The sequence below is a fragment of the Sorangium sp. So ce394 genome (assembly GCF_051474665.1).
Lineage (GTDB): Bacteria > Myxococcota_A > Polyangia > Polyangiales > Polyangiaceae > Sorangium > Sorangium cellulosum_D.
Genome location: NZ_CP150339.1, coordinates 1,799,920 through 1,818,315, shown reverse-complemented (window position 1 = coordinate 1,818,315; position 18,396 = coordinate 1,799,920). Strand labels below are relative to the sequence as shown.

Here is an 18,396-nt window from a genome sequence, read left to right as displayed (position 1 = left end):
TCCTGCGAGCGCTCGTCTACGGCGATTACGGCGATCTCGAGCGGTGGCTCGATATCCGCGCACGCCTGTTCCAAAGCGACGCCGAGGCTACAGCCCGAACACGCGGACATCGCCTCCGTCGCGCCAGGACCAGCAGGCGATCTCCCCGCTCGCGAGGGCGGCGCAGGTCTCGTCGTAGCCGACGGAGACGTGAACGACCTCCCCGGGTTCGACTTCCTGCGGTGTCGCCGTCGAGGAGGCATCCCAGCAGACGAGCCTGCCGCCCTGCCGCACCGCGCAGGTCCGGTTGTACCCGGCGCTCACCTGAATGGCATCGTCGATCCCGAGCACGTGGAGCGGCCCGCGGGCGCCGTCGTCTCCCTGGTAGTCGCCGCCCCAGCAGACCACCCTGCCCGACGCGAGGCGGGCGCAGTCGTGCGTCCACCCGGCCGTGATCTCGACGGCGCCCTCGACACCCTCGACCTTCACGGCCGTCACCGCCTCCTCACCGGTGGTGAGCCATCCCCAGCACGCCACCTCTCCGGTGGCCCGCAGCGCGCAGGTGTGATCGATGTTCGCGGCGACCTGCACCGCGTCGTCGAGGCCGGTGACCGCGACCGGGGCCTGCGTCTGCCCGACGCCCTCGACGCCGAGCACCGGCGCGGGGGACGGGCCGCCCCAGCAGATGACCTTGCCCAAGCTGCGGACTCCGCAGACGTGGTGATGACCCGAGGACAGCTGAACGACGTCCTTGACGTCCCGCAGCATGAGCGGCTCCGCGCTGGACACGCCGACGGGAACGGCCTGCCCGAGCTGCCCTTCGTGGCTGAAGCCCTGGCAGGAGACGCGCCTGGTTGCGTGGAGGAAGCACATCTGCTCGGCCAGGCCGGATGCAGCGACGATATCGTCGAGGCCCGGCCGCTCGACCGGACCGCCGGTCAGGCGCTCTTCCAGCGTGACGCCGCCCCACCAGCAAAAGACCTTTCCGGAGGCGGCGACGGCGCATTTCGGCGCGCCCGCCGCGATGCGCACGGCGCACTCCGCGGCGACGCAGGAGGGCGCAGGCACCGGGTCGGGAGGAGCGCCGCCCGAGCCGGTCGGGGACGCGCCCTCGCCGCCGGCACCGGAGCCGCCGGTGCCCACGACGGCAGGACCGCCGCCGGTGGCGCCAGAGGTGTCGTACGGGACGATCTCGACGGAGCCGCAGGCGGCCAGGGCGGCGGGGAGCGCGACGGTAGAGAAGAGAGGAGCGACGATGGAGCGGGGCATGGGATCCTCCGTTCGGCGGGCGTCTTCGCCGAACGGAGGAACTATGGAAGCGGCCGGCGGGGGCGCTCCTTAAGGAGACCTTAAAGCGATGCCGGCCCCGGCGTGCCTATCGCCGCCGGCTCACGGAGCGAGCGCCGTCTTGTCGAGGCGACCGAAGTCCCAGACCACGGAGGAGCCAGGACCGTAGTCGACCGTCACCGGCTCGTGCGCGGCGAGGCGGTCGAAGGCGGCGCGCGGGAGCACGAACTGGACGGTGTGGAGATCGCCGTTCGGATGGCGCGCTCGGATGCTCCGCTCGGCGCCGACGGTGAGCACCAGGCTCGTGGCGCGGAGGTCGAAGAACTCGGCGCTGGTGAGCGTGAGCTCGACGGCGTCGGGGCCGCTGATCTTCAGGCTCTTGATCGCGTTGCCGGCCGTGATCCGCCGCGGCGCGGGGGCGGTCGCCTCGGCGGCGCGGGCGATGGACACGGGCGGCGCCGCGCTCGACAGGGCGGGGGCGAGCCGCGCCGCGGCCGCCGGCGCTTCGGTGGTGGCGCGCGTCGCGCGGATGTTCGCCACGAACACGCTGTTTCCGTTGAGCGGGGTGGTGAAGGTCAGCCGAGCCCCGCGCACCGAATCGAGCGTGGCGCCGGTGAACAAGGACAGCGGGATGCGCGCGGTCGGCAGGGTGCTGCCGCCACGCGGCGGCGGGCCGAGCTCCAGGTAGTCGCCGATGGCGACGGCGCTCGATCGGCTATCGTCGGCGTTCACGAGCTCCACAAGGAACGACGCCTCGGCCGGGTCGGAGCCCCAGCTGCGGTCGGCGCGGAGATCGAGGGTTTCGTACCCCGTGAGATCGAAGCCCGTGCCCACGGGGGACCAGTTCGATTGGAAGAACGTCGAGCTGCCCTCGACCACGTCGTGGATCCAGGCGCCCGAGTGCGAAGGATCGTGTCCGCTCAGGGAGATGTGCTCCACCGTGATGGTGCCGCCGGTGGTGTTCGGCAGGCCGTAGGAGCTCGTGCCGGTCGGGCTGATGAAGTCCTCGAGCAACAGGCTGTCGGCGGAGTCGCCGCCCGGGTGATAGCCGCGGCGAACGCGGAAGGGGACGTTCGGGAACGGGAAGGCGGGGTCGAACAGGGCGTTCGCGGCCTCGTCGCGGTCCACGCCCACGTTGGCGGTGAAGAAGGAGACGGCCGCGAGGCGCCCCGTCTCGCGCTGCGCCGGCGACCCGTACTCCGTCGGGTCGAAGAGCGCCTCGTGATCGATGCAGCCCGTGATCCCGCCGCCGTTCGCGTCCGCGAGCTGCCACTCGCTGTTGTAGTAATTGTGGTTGGCGCCCCACACATGATAGAAGGACTTGAAGTAGGGCTCCGGCTCGGGGATGCTCATCATGCGATCGAACGGGCGCAACCCGGGCAGGTCGCTCAGGTCCCAGTCGCAGGCCGGCAGGATCACGTTCCAGGCCGTCTGGTCAGCGTTCAGGCGCTGGCCGTTCTGGCCCTGATCGGTCGGGCCGATCTCGAAGATCCCGCGGAAGCTCACCGGGCTCTCGATCAGCGCGGGCCACGGGCTGCCGCTCCGGCGGTATTCGTTGTAGGCGAACCGCACGGCCTCGCCGCCGCGCGAGTGCCCCATCAGCCCGACCTGGTCGAAGTCGATGCGATCGTGCAGATCCACGCCGAGCGCCGTGGGGGTCGGCTCGGCGCCGCTGTCCCAGCGGCTCAGCCGCTCGAGGTGGCGGAGCAGCAGGCGCCCGCGCGGCCCGATGACCAGCTCGTCGCTCGGCGAGCTCGAGGCGGCGTGGATGCCGCGGTTCGTGTTGATGGACACCACGAAGTAGCCGCGCGCGGCGAGGTCCGTGGCGATGTAGTCGTAGCCGCGGTGGTTGGGGACGACGACGTAGTTCGCCGGGCAGGTCCCCGTCGCGGCATACTGGTTGTTGTTGTCCACCCGCGGGTTCTGGCCCGTGCCGCAGGTGGGGTGGTTTCCGTGCATGAACACGAGCAGCGGATACTGCCGGCCTGCCTCGAGGCTCGCCGGGCGGTAGAAGGACGCCCAGAGCTCGGTCGCGTAATCAGGGCTGACCATCGCGTCGACCGCGGCCGGGAACTTGTACTCTGCGATCGCCACGCCGTTGCCCATCGGGGGCAGGTCGCTGCTCACCGACAGGAGGACCGGCTGGATCCCCGGGCTCGGGATGTTGGCGCAGAAGCCGAGCTGGACGTTGCCCGACGCGGGGATCGCCGCGTTGTTGCCCTGAGGGGTGACCGTGATCTGACCCGTGCTTCCGCTGAACGTGCCGTTCCAGCTCGAGAAGATGGCGCCCGAGCCGACGTCGAGCCCGACGCTCCATGTCCCCGTCGTGGCGGTCGCGTGCTGGTTGCTCACGGTGACGCTCGCGCAGTACCCCTGACCCCACTGCGAGTCGATCACGAGGTTGGCGCTGATCCCGTTCGCGCCCTGCAGCGCGGCCTGGGATGTGCCGATCGGCTCCGTCGAGCCGTCGCCGCACGCCGGCACGAGCGCCAGCGCTGCAGCGGCTACCCACATGTCCCATCTGCTCTCGAGGTTGTGCATAGATCTTACCCAAGTTGATGGCAAAGCGCCCCATCGTCGCGCCCTGGTTCGGCAGGGCCACGACGCGGCTGGCCCTCGGCCTTGCGAGGGAGGCATCCAGCGAGCGCGGACACGGAAACGACGATGCCCTCATCACGAGGGCACAGGAACGATAAGCCCGCCGAACCGGTCACCCGTGTTGTTAGACGCGAATTTTCGTCTCGTCAATGGGCGCGCTACGTCGTATTCCCGGCATTCGCCATCACGGCCTGCGCGCGCGCGACGCTCGAAGGCATCGTGTGAAGTATCGTAAAGAACCATGAAGTTGACTCATGGCTTCCTCACGAGAGCTCCCTGCGCCGTCGGCGACTCTGGTGGATGGTTCGACGGGTCGAGCAGCAGGCTCGGCGGCTGCCGTCCGGCCTTCGCGCGAGCGCCGCGCCGTGGCGCGCGGCGCTGCTCCCACGCGAGGACGCAGAGCGTCAACGTCGACGGAGCGACGTCAGGTTCGCGAAGCTGCTGGTTCGATACACGCCACACTTTTGGAGCCGCGCGGTGGCGCCGTCGCTGTTGCTGAAAATGTTCAAGCCTCGCGCTGCTTTCTGGTGAAACGGCGCCTCCGCGCGCCGCCGTGCGCCGGTATTCAGGTGTATGTTCCGCCGCATGCAAGCGCTTACCCTGGCCAAGTCTTTCAGATTGCTCACGCTGACGGCGACCCTCGTCGCGGGTTGCTCTGGCTCTTCTGACCCCGGAGGTGACGGCGGAGCGACGGGCTCCGGCGGGCTGCCGACCGCGAGCGGCTCGACGAGCGGCGGCGCGGGCAGCGGCGACGGCTCGACCACGGGCGGCACCGGCGGCACGAGCGTCGGCACCGGCGGTACCGGCGGCGCGGGCAGCAGCGTCGGCACCACGGCGGGGACGGGCGGCGGCGGAGCGGCAGGTACGGGTGGCGGCGGCGCGGGCGACAGCACCGGCACGGGCGGCACCGCGAACCCGGGCTCGGAGCTCGGCACCGGCACCATGGAAGGCTCGGGCAGGTCGAGCGAGCGGTACGAGACGGGCCTGGTCTCCCGCGATGGAAGGCCGTACGTGCTCATCACCAACGGCTGGGGCCCCGGGTTCGACAGCCACACCGTCTCGTGGGAGGGCACGTCGTTCACGGTGGAGAGCATGAGCGGCTCTGCTGGCTCGATGGGGCAGCCCGCCTCGTATCCGACCGTCTTTTGCGGCCGCTACTCGGTGCGGGAGGTGCCCGATTGCGGGTTGCCGGCGCCGAGCGCCTCGATCACGAGCCTGCGCACCGGCTGGCGCTGGGCCAAGAACGGGAACGAGGGCCAGTACAACGCCGCGTACGACATCTGGATGGGCAACGGCACGCAGCTCCAGGGCTACCTCATGGTGTGGCTGCGCGATCCGACGCGCTTTCAGCCCGCCGGGCAGCCGAACCCCGCGCACCAGGGCGTGACGGTCGCGAACGTCCCCGGCACGTGGAACATCTGGAACGGCATGGTGAACGGCCTGCCGATCACGAACTGGGTGCGCGCCGAGGGCAACGACAGCTACGAGATCGAGTTCGACGTGATGGACTTCGTGCGCGACGCGCAGACGCGCGGGCTGAGCGTGCCCGGCAACCAGGTGAACGCGGTCGCCGTCGGGTTCGAGATCTGGGAGGGGCCGATCACGAACCTGAAGAGCGTCGATTTCTACGTCGACGTGAACTGAGGTGGACCTAGAACAACGATCACGTTGATCGACCGAGAAATTAACCGCCAAGGACGCCAAGAAGAGAACAAAATCTTGGCGTCCTTGGCGCCTTGGCGGTTCGAATTTCTGCTCTTTCGAGCGGTTTCAACCCGTTTGTCGCTCTAGCAAGCTCCCCCTCGGCGCTGGCTCGCAGCGGCGTCCGCCCACCGTACCCGCGCTGGTCCCGAGCGGGTTCCTCCAGGGGCGTTCGCGGGGGCCACCCGTGGCGGCCGGCCGGCCCAGCGCGCTGGCTGGGGAAGGCTCGACCCCTCGCCATGAAGGCCGATTCCTGCGCAATCGCGCGGCCGCGCTGGTATCAGGGCCGTCATGACGACGATGCGCGCCAAGCGAACGGTCTCGGCCCCTCGTAGAGCCCCCGGCGCGGCCGCTCCAGCGGTCGCTGCTCCGCGTACGGCGCCGGAGCGAGCCCATGTGCTCGACGTCCCGTTCGCGATGCGCGCGGTCGCGTCCGCGAGCGGCGCGCGCTGGGACGCGGCGCACGGCGTGTTCGTCGCTCGCGCAGAGACGCTCCCGCCGGCCCTCGCGCCGTTCCGCGCCGCGCCATACTCGTGGGAGCGACGCATCGAGCGCGAGCTCAACGACGACCCAGCGCCCGCGCCGGCCGCCCCCACGGGGGCGATCGTCCTCCGCCCGCACCAGCTGGACGGCGTGCGGGCCATCGCCGCCGCGAAGGGCGAGAGGCGCGCCGGGTTCCTCCTCGCCGACGACGTCGGCCTCGGCAAGACGATCACCGCCTGGGCCGCGGTCCTCCGGATGCCGGACGTCGCGACGGTGCTGATCGTTTGCCCGCTCGCCGTCGTCGCGCACTGGCGCCGCACGGTCGAGGCGATGGGCGACGCAGGCAAAGAGATCGTCATCATCAATTATGATCGGCTCGGCAAGCTCTTCGAGGTGACCCCGGAGGCGCGGCGAAGGATCCGATCGAAGAAGGGCCTCGCGCGCGCCGGCAGCGCCGCGGAGTTCGACGTGGTGATCTGGGACGAGAGCCACCGCTGCAAGAACCCGGCGGCGGCGCGCTCCAAGCTCGCGGTGAAGCTCAACGCACGCGCAGGGTTCGTGCTTTGGCTCTCGGCCACCGCGGGGCAGAACCCGCTGGAGCTATCGTATCTCGCGCCGCTCTTGGCGAGCGCGACCGGGAGCCGCTCCGCGGATCTCAAGGACTTCGAGCAGTGGTGCGAAGGCCAGGGGCTCGGGGTCACGCGCGGCGCGTTCGGCAGGTGGGACTGGCGCGGCGATCCGGCGGACTGCGAGAAGGTGCGCGCGCTCCTGTTCGACGGCCGCCCCGCGGTGGGGATGCGGCGTCGCCCGGAGGACGTGGCCGGCTGGCCCGAGATCAACCGCATCCTCACCCCCATCGAGCTCGACGCCTCCGCGCGCGAGCTCTACGCGCGCGCGTGGACCGCGTTCCGCCGGGAGATGGAGCTCGTGCCGAAGGGCGCGAACCCGAGGTCGGCCCTCGCCGCGACGCTGCGCCTGCGGCAGAAGAGCTCGCTCATCCGCGTGGCGGGCACCGTGGAGCTCGTGCGTGAGCTGCTCGACAACGGGCATCAGGTCGCGGTCTCCGTCGCCTTCCTGGAGACGCTCGAGGCCGTGCAGGCCGCGCTGGCCCGCGAGCGCGTCCCGTGCGCGCTGATCCACGGCGCGATGCCGGCCGGCGAGAAGGAGGCCGAGCGCCTCCGCTTCCAGCGCGGCGAGCCGCGCGTCGCGCTCTTCACCGTGGAAGAAGGGATCTCGCTCCACCAGGGAGAGCACAACGAGGTCCCGCGCTCGGAGGTGATCCACGATCTGCGGTGGTCGGCGATCCAGATGGCGCAGATCGAGGGCCGCTGTCACCGCGATGGACGTTTCGCGCAGGTCTACTGGGCCTATGCCGACGGCACCGTCGAAGAGAAGATCGCCGCGATCGTGTGCCGCAGGATCCAGTCGATGAAGGCGCTGGTCGGCGACGACGTCGAGACGATGCACGAGATCGAGCGGCTGCTCGCCGGAGCCGATTGAGGCGCGCCCTGCAGTGGAGCCGACGACTTCGCGCTCGAGGCGATGAGCAAGGAGCTCGGCGCGCCTCGCCCACCCTCGTCAACGCCCTCTGCGGTCCTCACTCCGGGAGGGGGGGCACGATCTGGTAATACGAGTTGGCGCCCCAGCACTGGACCATGCCGTTCGTCCTCAGCGCGCAGGCGTGGTCGGCGCCGACGGCGATCTGGGTGAAGCTGCCGGACGGAGCGCTCGCGGTAGCACCATAGATGTGCCCCCAGCAGGTCACCGTGTTGTTCGACCTCAGCCCGCAGGAGAAGTAGTTGCCGACGCCCACCTGGGTGAACGTGCCCGACGGCGGCGTGGCCCGGCCGTACAGATCGATCCCCCAGCACTTGATCGTGCCATCTGCCTTCAGCGCGCAGCTATGCGCGTAGCGCGTGCTGACCTGGGTAAACGAGCCCGTGGTCTGGTCGGCGCTCTGACCGGAATAGTTCTCTCCCCAGCAGTTGATCGTGCCGTCCGCCATCACCGCGCAGGCGTTCAACAACCCCGCGCTGATCTGGGCGACCGTGCCGGAGGGAGTATCGACCGTCTGGCCATGGTCGTGGTAGGGGTCCTGCCAGCAGTGCGCCGTGTGGTCGGTCCTGATCCCGCAGGTGTGGGAGCCGCCCGCGCTGACCTGAAGGAATTGGCCGCTGGGCACGGTGAGCGTATCGGCTTCGAGCGATCCCTGGCACGCCACCGTGCCGTCCACCTTCACGCCGCACGTGTGGGTCTGGCCGGCGCTGATCTGGGTGAACGTGTGCGGGCTCTCGTCGCTCCGGCCGTCCCAGTTGGCGCCCCAGCATTTCAGCTTCTCATCGGCCTTCAAGCCGCACGTATGATCCCTGCCCGCGGTGATCTGGGTGAACACGTCGGTGGGTGGCACGGTCCGGTCCGACATTTCCCATCCCCAGCAGTGCACCCCCATGTGGATATCTACGCCGCACGTATGATCCCTGCCCGCGCTGATCTGAACGAACTTGCCGACCGGCTCCGAGGTCTGGTTGTGCGTGTTGTTCCCCCAGCAACGTACGTTCCCGGAATCGGTGATTGCGCAGCTATGTCCCATCCCTGAGGTGACCTGCCTGAACGTGCCGGTCGGCGTCGAGGACTCCACGTCGTCCGCGCCCCAGCAAACCACTGTACCGTTCGGCCTCACGCCGCAGCTATGGTTGCCCCCGGCGCTGACCTGGATGAACGAGCCGACCTGCTGGGCGGACTGGCCCTCGCTGTTTGCGCCCCAGCAAACCACCAGGCCGCTCGTCCTCAGCGCGCACGAATGGCTGCCGCCCGCGCTGACCTGCGTGAACGTCCCGGTGGGCGGCGCCAATTCTAGAGAGGAGTCGATGCCCCAGCAAGACAGCGTGCCGTCGGTCTTCACCCCGCAGCTATGGTTGCTGCCCACGCTGACCTGCGTGAACGTCCCGGTGGGCGGCGTCGACTTATCGAAGAGGTCGCTGCCCCAGCAGGACACCGTGCCGTCGGTCCTCACGCCGCAGTTGTGACTGTCGCCCGCGCTGATCTGGGTGAACGTCCCGGCGGGCGGCGTCGCTTGTAGAGAGGAGTCGCTGCCCCAGCAGAGCACCTCGCCGTTCGGCCGCAGCACGCAGGAGTGCCAGCCGCCCGACGAGACGATGTTCCGCCCGAAGGTGTCGCTGGGAGGGTTCGTCACCCCGGCATCCACGCCCCAGCAGACCATCGCGCCGTCAGTCCGCGTGGCGCAGTTGTTCCCGTACTGCACGCTGATTTCGGTGAACGTGCCCGTGGGGGGCAACACTGAGACATCGTACACAGAGCTGTTGCCCGAGCACGCGATCTCTCCGTTCGTCTTCAGCCCGCACACGTGGTTATCTCCCACGCCGACCTGGGTGAACGTGCCGGAAGGGGGCGAAAACAACGACGACCCCCAGCAAGCGATCGTGCCGGTCATCGTGACGCCGCAGCCGCGGCCACCGCCGACGCTGATCTGGCTGAACCTCGAGGAGAGCGACAAGGAATTCCCGGTGTACCCTTGCCCCCAGCACACCACATCGCCGTCCGCCTTCAGCCCGCACGAGAAGTGGAGCCCCGCGTCGACCTGGACGAAGGTGACGCCAACGGGCGGCGAGGCTTTGTCGAGCGTGTCATCTCCCCAGCACACCGCCGTGCCGTCCACTTTCAGGCCGCAGGTGTGGAAGCGGCCTGCGTCGACCTGCACGAACTCCTCGTTGGGCGCGTCGAGCTGACCTTCGTTGTTGCGCCCCTTGCAGTATACTGTGCCATACTCGTACAGCGTGCACGTGTGATACCTGTCTACGCTCACCTGATAGACATTCTCGTCAGACCATGTAGACTGGCCCTGAGCATTGCCCCCCCAGCAGGCGAGCGTGGCGTCCGGCTTCACCGCGCAAGCATGGGCATAGCCCACGCTCAAGCGAGGCTTGCGGGCGCGGATGTCGAGCGGCGTGTCGTCCGACACGAGCGCCTGCGGGGCCGCGATGAGCTCGGAGTCGTCCGCGGCGAGCTGCCCGGGCTCGTCTCCATGGCACCCGAGCACGGACAGCGCGACCGCCGCGAGCGCCAGCCAGACAGAGGGCCTCCGCGCGGATGCATCGCGCGGGGGCGGGGTGAAGGGATCGCCGTCGCGCGAGCGTACGGCGAAAGAATCGTTATCTGCTTCGAGGGACATGAGGGAAAGCACCTCCAGGCCGGTCCGGAGCGCCAGACCGGCACGAAGCGACGGACGTAGAGGGAGCGGCCCCGGCGGGCCCGGGTCCGCGGCTGCCCGGCGTCGCGCCGTGGTTCGGACCGGCGCCGGGCGCGCGCCCGTTTTGCCGTTATACAAGCGGCGTGCCAGTCCGCCGCAGGCGCGTCGCCCTCGCCTCCAGGCGCTCCTCGGCGCGCGGCGCCTGCCACGGCCAGGAGCGCGCCGCCCGGGAGGCGCTCCGTCTCGATGACGCCGCGCCGCGTCCCGGGGGGACGTGTCACGCTGTGTCCCGTGACATGTCCTGGTCCCAACGTGACATGTCACGCTGGGGGCCCCTGGGCTCGACGAGCCGAGCGCGCCCCGCGGCGCAGCGGCGCAGCGGCGCCCGGGCGGGCGCGCCGCAGACAGCCGATTCCGCCATCGGTAAGGTCGGATTCATCCGGCGGCAACCTGACGCGAGACTTGCTGGTATCATGTCTCGCTTGGATGATGCGCTGATTCGGGAGCGCGCTTTCTGTCGCACGTCGACTGGTCATGGCCCGAGAGCATCGACCGCGACCGGAGCGAGTCCGCGCTTCGCCTGTCCTTCGTCGATGGCGCGCGCAACATCGTGCTCGAGGTCCCCCTACTTTGGTACAGCGCGGGGACGCGGCCGACCGCTCACCCCGGACAGGCCGCGTCGCACCCCTTGCCGCCGCAGTCCACGCCGAGCTCGTCGCCGTTCTCCACGCCGTCCTTGCAGCTCGGCTCCTCGCACGCGCCGGCCCAGCAGACGCCGCTCGCGCAGTCATCTCCCGACGTGCAGCCGCCGCCGTCCGGGCAGCGGCGGGGGCATGAACCGCTGCAGTCCACGCCGGTTTCGTCGCCGTTCTTCACGCCGTCGTCGCACGTCGGCGCCTTGCAATGCGCCATCGCGCAGACCTTTGATTGACAGTCCGTACCGGCGTCGCATGGATCCCCGTTCCTGCACGGTTTGCACGCTCCACCGCAGTCCTGGGCCGTCTCTCCGCGCCCAGCATCGAACACCATGTTGACGCAGTGGGCCGGCACGCAGAACACGCCATCACACGCCAGCCCGACCGCGCAGTGCAGCGTGGGATCCTCATCGAGGCACTCGACGCACCGCCCCTCATGGCACCGACCCGAGCCCGAGATCGGGCAGATCACCCCGTCGAGCAGCGCGTTGAGCGGCCGGTCATAATCGCAGAGATCGTTCGTGCACTGGTTGCCGTCGTTGTACACGTCGTACGCCGGCACGCTGACCACGCGCCCCTCCTCCGTGCACTCGTCCTGCTTGCAGTCGCCGCGGAGCTGCGAGGCGAGCCGACCCGGCTTGATCTCGAGCTCGCATTTCCCCTCGACGCAGCGCCCCGCGCCGCACCGCGGATCCGGCGGACCAGGGCACTCCGCGTCGGTCTCGCACTGCGCCGACGGGTCGATCACGCCAGAGCACTCCGCCGTCCCCTCCGCGCACTCGTCGCAGGGCCGGCACATCAGGAAGCAGCCTGGCTCCTCCTCGCCGCGCGCGCAGCAGACCACCTTGCCCGGCTCGGCGCACGTGCAGCGCTCGTTGATGCACACCGTCCCCGGCGCGCTCTGCCCCTCGGACAGGCAATCGTCCGTGGTCGCGCAGTCGCCCCCCACGTACGGCTCGTCACCACATGCAAAAGAAAGCGCCACACCTGTGAGAAATAAAAAGCCACCGATACAAAGCTTGACAGAGCTCATCGTACGTCCAGTCCTCCGGCACAAGGCTGGGCAGCCGGCAGCCCCGGCGGCCCCAATCCGCCGGGAGAGTCGTTGGCCTGATCCTCGAACGGGCTCACTATGCCGCGCTCGGCGTGCGGCCGTCACGCAAGTTTTCGCCAGCGAGCGGCGCGCGGACGCCGCCGTCCGGTCACGCGCGGGTCAGGCCAGGATCGATGTCGAATCCGTGGTTAGAAGACGCCGCTGATCGTAAAGCCATCCGCGGACACCCGCACATCGGCCTGAGCGCGCGGGTAGAACGTGTATCCGAGCGTGACCGCCAGGACCGCGCCTCCGGTGATGAGCCCGGCCACCCCGAGTTGCCGGAAGGTGCGCATCTCGCCGTGGGCCGCGGCGGCCTGCTGGCACATCGGCCAGCGCACGCGGAAGCAGCCGTTCGGCCCCGCGGCGCGGGCGGCGGCGAGGACCGCCTCCTCGCGCTTCTCGGCGCCGATGAGCAGCACGCCGCCGGCCGCCGCGAGGGTGGCGGACAGGCCGAGGCCGCCCGTGACGAGGGTGCCGTCGGGCCGGGGCCACGCTGGCGGAGGCGGCGGGGGGCTGGTCAGCGCCGCGCGCGCGCCTTCGGGGGGCGGCGATTCGGCCGGCGGCGGGGGGAAGGTGAGCCTCACCTCCCGCGTCTCGCCGCGCGGGACGTCGACCTCGGTTGAGGCCGTCTTGCCGTCCAGCGCCGCGCGCACGACGCGGCGCCCGGGCTCGACGGGGACGGGCGCGTCGCCCTCGATCTCGGCCGGCGCGCCGTCGATGGTGACCGTCGCGCCCGCGGGCGCGAGGATGCGGAGCTCGCCGGCGAGCTGGCGCGCGCGGGCGAGGTCGACGAGCCGCGACTCGTAGAGCGCGCGCTCGTCGGGGGTCCGCGGCGCGCGCATGATCTCCTTGCAGAGCGACAGCCAGCGCACGGCGGCCGGCATGTCGCCGATCCGGAACGACAGCGCGCCGATGTTGCAGGCCGCCACCTGGGAGCGCTCGAGCTTCCACACGGCCATCCACAGCTCGCGCGCGTCGGCGAGCCGCCCCTCGTCGACCGCGGTGTGCGCCTGCGCCACAAGCCGGTCGCGGGCGCCGGACGGCGGCGCGGCCGCGGCGCCTGCCGAGGCGGAGAGGAGCGCGGCGGCAGCCGCCGACGCGACGGCACGACGGATGTTCCTGGGCATGGAGACGACCCTCCTTGCGCCTGGCTCGACGTCGCGCGAGCGCCGCGGAGCCGGCAGCCAGGGCGCGCAGGGGCTCACGTACCAGAGGGACGGCGGCCGTGGAAGCAGCAGCGGCACACGGAGGGGGTCGCCCCCCTTCGGACCTGGCCGTGCAGGGGTGGGAGCGGCGGTCGAGCCCCGCCAGATCTGGCCTTATGCCTGCTCGAGGGGGGGTCGACCCCCCCCTCATGCCTGGCCGGACATCTACTCGAGGGGGGGTTCGAACCCCCTCACGCCGGGCCTTCCGGTAGTGGTCGCGTTTGACCCCTCCGCCTGATTGAGGTGGTCGCAGTTGGATCCCGGGCCGTAGGCTCCGGCCAGAAGAGTGCTGCCCGCGTGCGCGCCAACGCACCGGGCAGCGTGGCCGAACCCCGAATCCCCGGAGTCCGACATGCTGACCGTAGTCCGTTCGCCTTCGGGCGAGCAAGGCGGAGGTGCGCCCGCGCGCCGCCGCCGTGCCGCACCTTGTCTTTCCTTGACCCCCACGCAGCGCAAGCGGCTGCGTGCAGCTCTGCGCAACCTCCGCGCCGCGTACGGCACGTGGGGCTGCTTGGCCGTCGTCATGGGCGTCTCGCGCGACAGCCTGCGCCGCATCGCCCGCGGGCGCGACAACGGCTCCCCTGCGACCGCGCAACGTGCCGCGAAGGCGGCCGGCGTCACCGTCGAGCAGCTGCTCGGCGGGCTCGTTGCGGCTGACCGCTGCCCCTCATGCGGGAGGAGCGCATGAAGCGCCCGCGGAAGGGGGCTCGCCGCCCGCCTGCCGCGCGACATCCCCGGAAGAGGCCGACGATGCAGGCGATCCTCGCCGAGCGCGGCGTCATCGTCGCCGTGCTCATCTCCAGCGGCGTGCCGCAGCGCGACCGCGACGACGTTGCGCAGGACATCCTGCTCGGCGCCTGGCGCTCGGTGAAGCGCGGCATGTACCAGCCGGATCCCCGCGTCGAGCCACGCAAGGCGCTCCGCGCGTGGCTGTACGGCATCGCGTGGCGCAAGGCCGGGCACTACCTGAACAGCGCGTGGGTGCGGCGGGCAGTGCTTCACGCGCAGCCATTCGGCAGGCTCCGCGAGCCCGTCGGCACAGACCTCCACGCCCAGATCGAGGCGCGCGAGGTCCTGGAGGCGCTCGCCGAGCTGCCCGACTGGCAGCGGGAGGCGCTGCTCTCCGTGGACGACCCGGAGAGCCTCGTTGCGTACGCCCGACGGCGCGGGATGAGCCCGGGCACCGCGGCGTCCAGGCTCAGGATCGCTCGGGAAGCGCTGACCCTACGGCTTCGGAGGTGGCGCCGATGAAGCCGCGCAGCCCGACGCGGCGCTACCAGATCACCGTCGCCGCGCGCCCCGTGACCGGCAAGATCTCGCCCGCGGACATCGAGCGCTTCCTCGTGGCTCGGGGGTACCACCCCGAGCACAAGAAGCGCCGCGGATGGCCAGCCAGCGTGCCGACCAACTACCGACGGCGGATCTACGAGTACATCCCGTCCCCCAGGGACACGTTCTTCACGCTGGCGCGGGTCATCGAAGCCATCGCCCTCCACGAGGGCTGCTTCCCGGGCGACGTCCTGCGCGAGATCTCCGTCATGGCCCAGATGGCCGAGGATGGCGGGTAGGGCGCCAGCGGCCGCATATGACACAAACGGCGCGCTCGACGGTTTAGTTGGACCGCACACATTCGCGTGGGCAGATCTGGACGATGAGCAGCGCGCCACCTGCGATGTACACGGCGCCGCTCACAGTCGCGCTAGGCGCGCTATAGTATTGGCCAACTGTGTGAACACGGCAGCAAACTCGTTCCTGCTAGCTCTCATTGTTTCCAGCACCATGCCCGTCTGGCCGATTTGCTGATCCGTCAGAGCAAACGCCGGAGTGTTGTGCTCGTGCGACATCGCTATGAGACTGTTAAAGTCGGCAACGTTGGCCAAGTTATAAGGCGTGTCCGCAGCCCCGGACTGAACAAACTCGTCCTCGCTCACAACCATATGCTGCTGCGCCAGGCTCGGAACCAGGACATTCCGAACCTCGGCCTTAATGCGGTTTATCCATCCTTGGAACGACGCAGCCGGCACGCCTGACCGAGGTCTGTACCTCTGAGACACGATCCCCATGAACTTGGGGCCATTATCAGGGAGAGGATACGCCAGACCTGGCGATGTGCCGCGCAGGTGCGACACCGACGAGTTCCATCGTGGAAGCACTTTTGCCAATGAACTTATTGCGAGATAGCAAAAGTAGTCCGGGCTTGTTGGCACGAAGAAATAATCACTAGAGGACCGATCAGGTTGATTTTGTGATAATCCAGGGCGCTTCGATGGAAGGCTCGACCGTCTCGCCCGGACCATGATCTCGTCCGCGTCCGGAGGTTCACGGATGGAACGATGGTCGCCGCCGGTGGAGCTGTCGCGGCAGGAGCAGGCGCTGATGAAACGGCTGACACGCGTGAGAGCACTGTTCGGCTTTCTCAGGCTGCACCGGCACGAGCTGTTCGATGAGACCTTCCAGGAGCAGCTGGAGGGCATGTACCGGACGACGGGGGCAGGTGAGCCGCCGCATCCGCCGGCGCTGATGTGCATGGTTACGCTGCTCCAAGGCTACGTCGGCGCATCGGATGCCGAGGCGGTGGAGCTGGCCGTAGTTGACCTGCGCTGGCAGATGGTGCTCGGCTGCCTGGGTGCGGCCACGCCGCCGTTCTCGCAGGGCGCGCTACAGGCGTTCCGAGAGCGGATGGTCGCGCACGAGATGGACCGGGTGCTGCTGGAGCGGACCGTGGCGCTCGTTCGGTCCGGCGCGATGACGGAGGGCGAGAGGCGCGCGGTATCCAAAGCGCTGCGGGTAGCCATCGATAGCCGCCCTTTAGCGGGGGCCGGGCGGGTTGAAGACACGATCAACCTGCTCGGCCATGCTGCACGCAGCATCGTCCGCGTCGTGTCAAAGATCACGGAGCGTCCGCGTGAGGAGATCTGCCGCAAGGCGGGCATCCCGCTGCTTCTGGCTCCCAGCATCAAGGCCGGGCTCGATCTCGACTGGAGCGACCCGAAACAGAAGGCAGCGGCGATTCAGATCCTGGAGCGGCAGGTCTCGTCACTGCAGCAATGGGTCGACCGCCATCTGGACGACGTCGTCGAGCAGCCGCTGCGCATGTATCTGGATGCGCTCACACAGGTGGGAGACCAGGACCTGGAAACCGCCGAGGACGGGACCGTTCGCATCCGGCAAGGGGTTGCGCCCGACCGCCGTGTCTCGATTGAGGACGCCGAGATGCGCCACGGCCGCAAGAGTCGCTCGAAGCGGTTCGACGGCTACAAGGAACACATCGCACGCGATCTTGACCTTCCCGTCATTGTCGCCTGCGCGGTCACGCCTGCAAATCGGCCCGAAGAAGAGGGTGCCGCACCGATCGCCGAGGACGTCCAGCGTCAGCGGCTGCGCCTCGTCGAGCTCCACATTGATCGCGCCTACGTAAACAGTCCCGTCGTCGACGACGTGATCCGCGCGGGTGGCCAGGTGTTCTCGAAGCCTTGGGGCCAGCGGGCTCGAAGCCCCGATTTGTTCAGCAAGCGCGATTTCAAGATCGACCTGCGCGCCAAGACAATCACGTGTCCAGCGGGACAGGTCGAGGTGTTCGAGCCGGGCGACACGGTCGAGTTCGATCCCGAGGAGTGCGGCGCGTGCCCCCTTCGAGCCAAGTGCACGCAAGCTGCCTCGGGGCGAGGGCGGACCGTGTCCATCGCCGAGGACGAAGCTCTGCAGGGCAAGTTCCGGAAGTTGCAGCAGACCGGGCCAGGACGCGCCGTGCTCCGGCAGCGGACAGCTGTGGAGCATGCGCTTGCCCACATCGCGGCACGCAAAGGACACAGCGCGCGCTACATCGGCGCCAGGAGAAACCTGTTCGACCTCCGGCGCGCCGCAGCGATCCAGAATCTCGAGGCGGCTCAGCGGCTGATCCAGGAGGCTGCGTAACATATTGGAATTAGATGATTTTCAACATGTTCGGCGTTCTAGACAGGAACAAGCTTTGATTTAGTGCTCCTATGCTAGGGCTCATGTCGACCAGAACAACGTCCGCCCCGTGCTCCGAGGCAGTCATTCGCAGCAGGCGTCCGACTGCGCCTGGAAGGTTCTTGAGTGCCGGAAGCGCGACCCCGGTGCTAAATGCAACAGCTAACTGAGCTTCGTACTCGGCAAGCTCGATATGTCCAGCCAATATCGACAGTCCCTGCTTCTTCGTGGCCTCGACGGTTGCAGACGCTATTGCCTCAGGACGACCGGTAAATGCTGGCTGCAGTGTAGAGAATAGGTTCGCGTGAGGGACCCTGGTGTAGAAATCCTCGAAGTCTTCGTGCCCGGAGAAATTGAGCACAGTGCCAGTCAGGTTGCACTGAGGGTCGCCGTCGACCAGCAGAACTCTGAAGCCAAGGTCAGTCAATGCCCAGCCCAAGTTGAACGTAGTAGTGGTTTTGCTTACGCCACCCTTGTGGTTGAACAGGCTGATGATCACAGGGGACTTCGCCCCGCCCTGGGTTCGCTTATGCGCCATGCATGCCATCTAACCGGAATTTCAGGCACTTGGGAAGCCTGGATCTAGCTGCGAACCGGGGGGGACGTAGCGCGAGCGGTACCGCGGGACTGGCCGGCTCGCCTCTACAATGCGCGCCCTAGTCGTCAAACAGGCTCAGCTGCACCATGCAGCCTCGGCCCGGCGCTGGCGGCGGCTCTTCGTCCGGCGGCGCTCCGCCGGTGGCCCCGGCTGCGGCTCGTCGGCGCTCGCCAGCCGGTGGTGAGGAGGTCTCGCTCGAGGTGCGGGTGACGGGCCGGCCGCTCGACGTGGTGGAGCTCCGGCTTGCCCAGTCGCACAGGTGCCGCCTGCGCGTCTGGGGCGTGCGGGCGCTACCCAGGGCGCACGTCGTCCGCCGGCTCGCGGGCCGCCGAGCTCGCCGCGTCGTGCCCCGGAGAGTTGCGCGCCTACTCCTCGTCCCCGAGCCCTCGGGCGCGCCTCTCGCGGGCACGGCCCTCGTCTATCGCGAAGTTCACCAGGCAGTAGATCGCCACGGGGAGCGCGAAGTGCAGCAGATCGACCACGCCGAAGTGATTCCCCCGGGGGACGCTCAGGTAGGACATGACGTTCGCGGCCACGATCGCGCCGCCGGAGACGAGCATGCCGAGCGCCCTGAACTGCGACCGCATGCCCCC

13 protein-coding genes are annotated in these 18,396 nt (G+C 69.2%); 6 read left to right on the top strand and 7 right to left on the bottom strand.

Annotated features, from left to right (window positions below; genetic code table 11):
- Positions 1-87: 87 nt before the first annotated feature.
- Positions 88-1,248 (bottom strand): RCC1 domain-containing protein, encoded by a 1,161-nt coding sequence (locus tag WMF33_RS06660; RefSeq protein ID WP_437336333.1) that lies wholly within the window; start codon positions 1,246-1,248, stop codon positions 88-90.
- A 120-nt stretch (positions 1,249-1,368) separates the two neighbouring features.
- On the bottom strand, positions 1,369-3,780 hold the full coding sequence (locus WMF33_RS06655) for a cellulose binding domain-containing protein (protein ID WP_437336332.1): 2,412 nt from the start codon (positions 3,778-3,780) through the stop codon (positions 1,369-1,371).
- Between the two features lie 669 nt (positions 3,781-4,449).
- Between WMF33_RS06655 and WMF33_RS06650 the strand changes: the two genes are divergently transcribed.
- Together WMF33_RS06650 and WMF33_RS06645 are read left to right on the top strand one after the other, a co-directional pair.
- Complete coding sequence (locus tag WMF33_RS06650; RefSeq protein WP_437336331.1) at positions 4,450-5,508, top strand: GH12 family glycosyl hydrolase domain-containing protein; 1,059 nt, start codon at positions 4,450-4,452, stop codon at positions 5,506-5,508.
- 453 nt (positions 5,509-5,961) lie between these two features.
- A complete protein-coding gene (locus WMF33_RS06645) occupies positions 5,962-7,548 on the top strand; it encodes an SNF2-related protein (protein ID WP_437336187.1) in 1,587 nt (528 codons plus the stop codon).
- A 97-nt stretch (positions 7,549-7,645) separates the two neighbouring features.
- Here WMF33_RS06645 and WMF33_RS06640 read toward each other — a convergent pair whose 3' ends face one another.
- The 3 genes from WMF33_RS06640 to WMF33_RS06630 all read right to left on the bottom strand — a co-directional run bounded on the left by WMF33_RS06640 (position 7,646) and on the right by WMF33_RS06630 (position 13,173).
- Positions 7,646-10,237 carry an RTX toxin gene (locus WMF33_RS06640; protein ID WP_437336188.1) on the bottom strand — a complete coding sequence of 864 codons (2,592 nt, stop codon included), beginning with the start codon at positions 10,235-10,237 and terminating at the stop codon, positions 7,646-7,648.
- 678 nt (positions 10,238-10,915) lie between these two features.
- Positions 10,916-11,983: a hypothetical protein gene (locus WMF33_RS06635; protein ID WP_437336189.1), complete on the bottom strand. Its 1,068-nt coding sequence runs from the start codon at positions 11,981-11,983 to the stop codon at positions 10,916-10,918.
- Between the two features lie 209 nt (positions 11,984-12,192).
- Positions 12,193-13,173, bottom strand: coding sequence for a hypothetical protein (locus WMF33_RS06630; protein WP_437336190.1), 981 nt, complete (start codon positions 13,171-13,173; stop codon positions 12,193-12,195).
- 430 nt (positions 13,174-13,603) lie between these two features.
- Here WMF33_RS06630 and WMF33_RS06625 point away from each other — a divergent pair, with 430 nt between their 5' ends.
- From WMF33_RS06625 to WMF33_RS06610, 4 genes are all read left to right on the top strand, one after another.
- Positions 13,604-13,939 carry a transcriptional regulator gene (locus tag WMF33_RS06625; RefSeq protein WP_437336191.1) on the top strand — a complete coding sequence of 112 codons (336 nt, stop codon included), beginning with the start codon at positions 13,604-13,606 and terminating at the stop codon, positions 13,937-13,939.
- Positions 13,936-14,502: an RNA polymerase sigma factor gene (locus WMF33_RS06620; RefSeq protein WP_437336192.1), complete on the top strand. Its 567-nt coding sequence runs from the start codon at positions 13,936-13,938 to the stop codon at positions 14,500-14,502. Before WMF33_RS06625 ends, WMF33_RS06620 begins: the two co-directional genes overlap by 4 nt.
- Positions 14,499-14,819, top strand: a complete 321-nt coding sequence (locus tag WMF33_RS06615; protein ID WP_437336193.1) for a hypothetical protein — start codon at positions 14,499-14,501, stop codon at positions 14,817-14,819. Before WMF33_RS06620 ends, WMF33_RS06615 begins: the two co-directional genes overlap by 4 nt.
- Before the next feature lie 757 nt (positions 14,820-15,576).
- Positions 15,577-17,166 (top strand): IS1182 family transposase, encoded by a 1,590-nt coding sequence (locus WMF33_RS06610; RefSeq protein WP_437336194.1) that lies wholly within the window; start codon positions 15,577-15,579, stop codon positions 17,164-17,166.
- 10 nt (positions 17,167-17,176) lie between these two features.
- On the opposite strand, the gene WMF33_RS06605 is transcribed toward WMF33_RS06610, so the two are convergent.
- Together WMF33_RS06605 and WMF33_RS06600 are read right to left on the bottom strand one after the other, a co-directional pair.
- Positions 17,177-17,704, bottom strand: a complete 528-nt coding sequence (locus WMF33_RS06605) for a ParA family protein (protein ID WP_437336330.1) — start codon at positions 17,702-17,704, stop codon at positions 17,177-17,179.
- A 464-nt stretch (positions 17,705-18,168) separates the two neighbouring features.
- Positions 18,169-18,390: a hypothetical protein gene (locus WMF33_RS06600; RefSeq protein ID WP_437336329.1), complete on the bottom strand. Its 222-nt coding sequence runs from the start codon at positions 18,388-18,390 to the stop codon at positions 18,169-18,171.
- Positions 18,391-18,396: the final 6 nt, after the last annotated feature.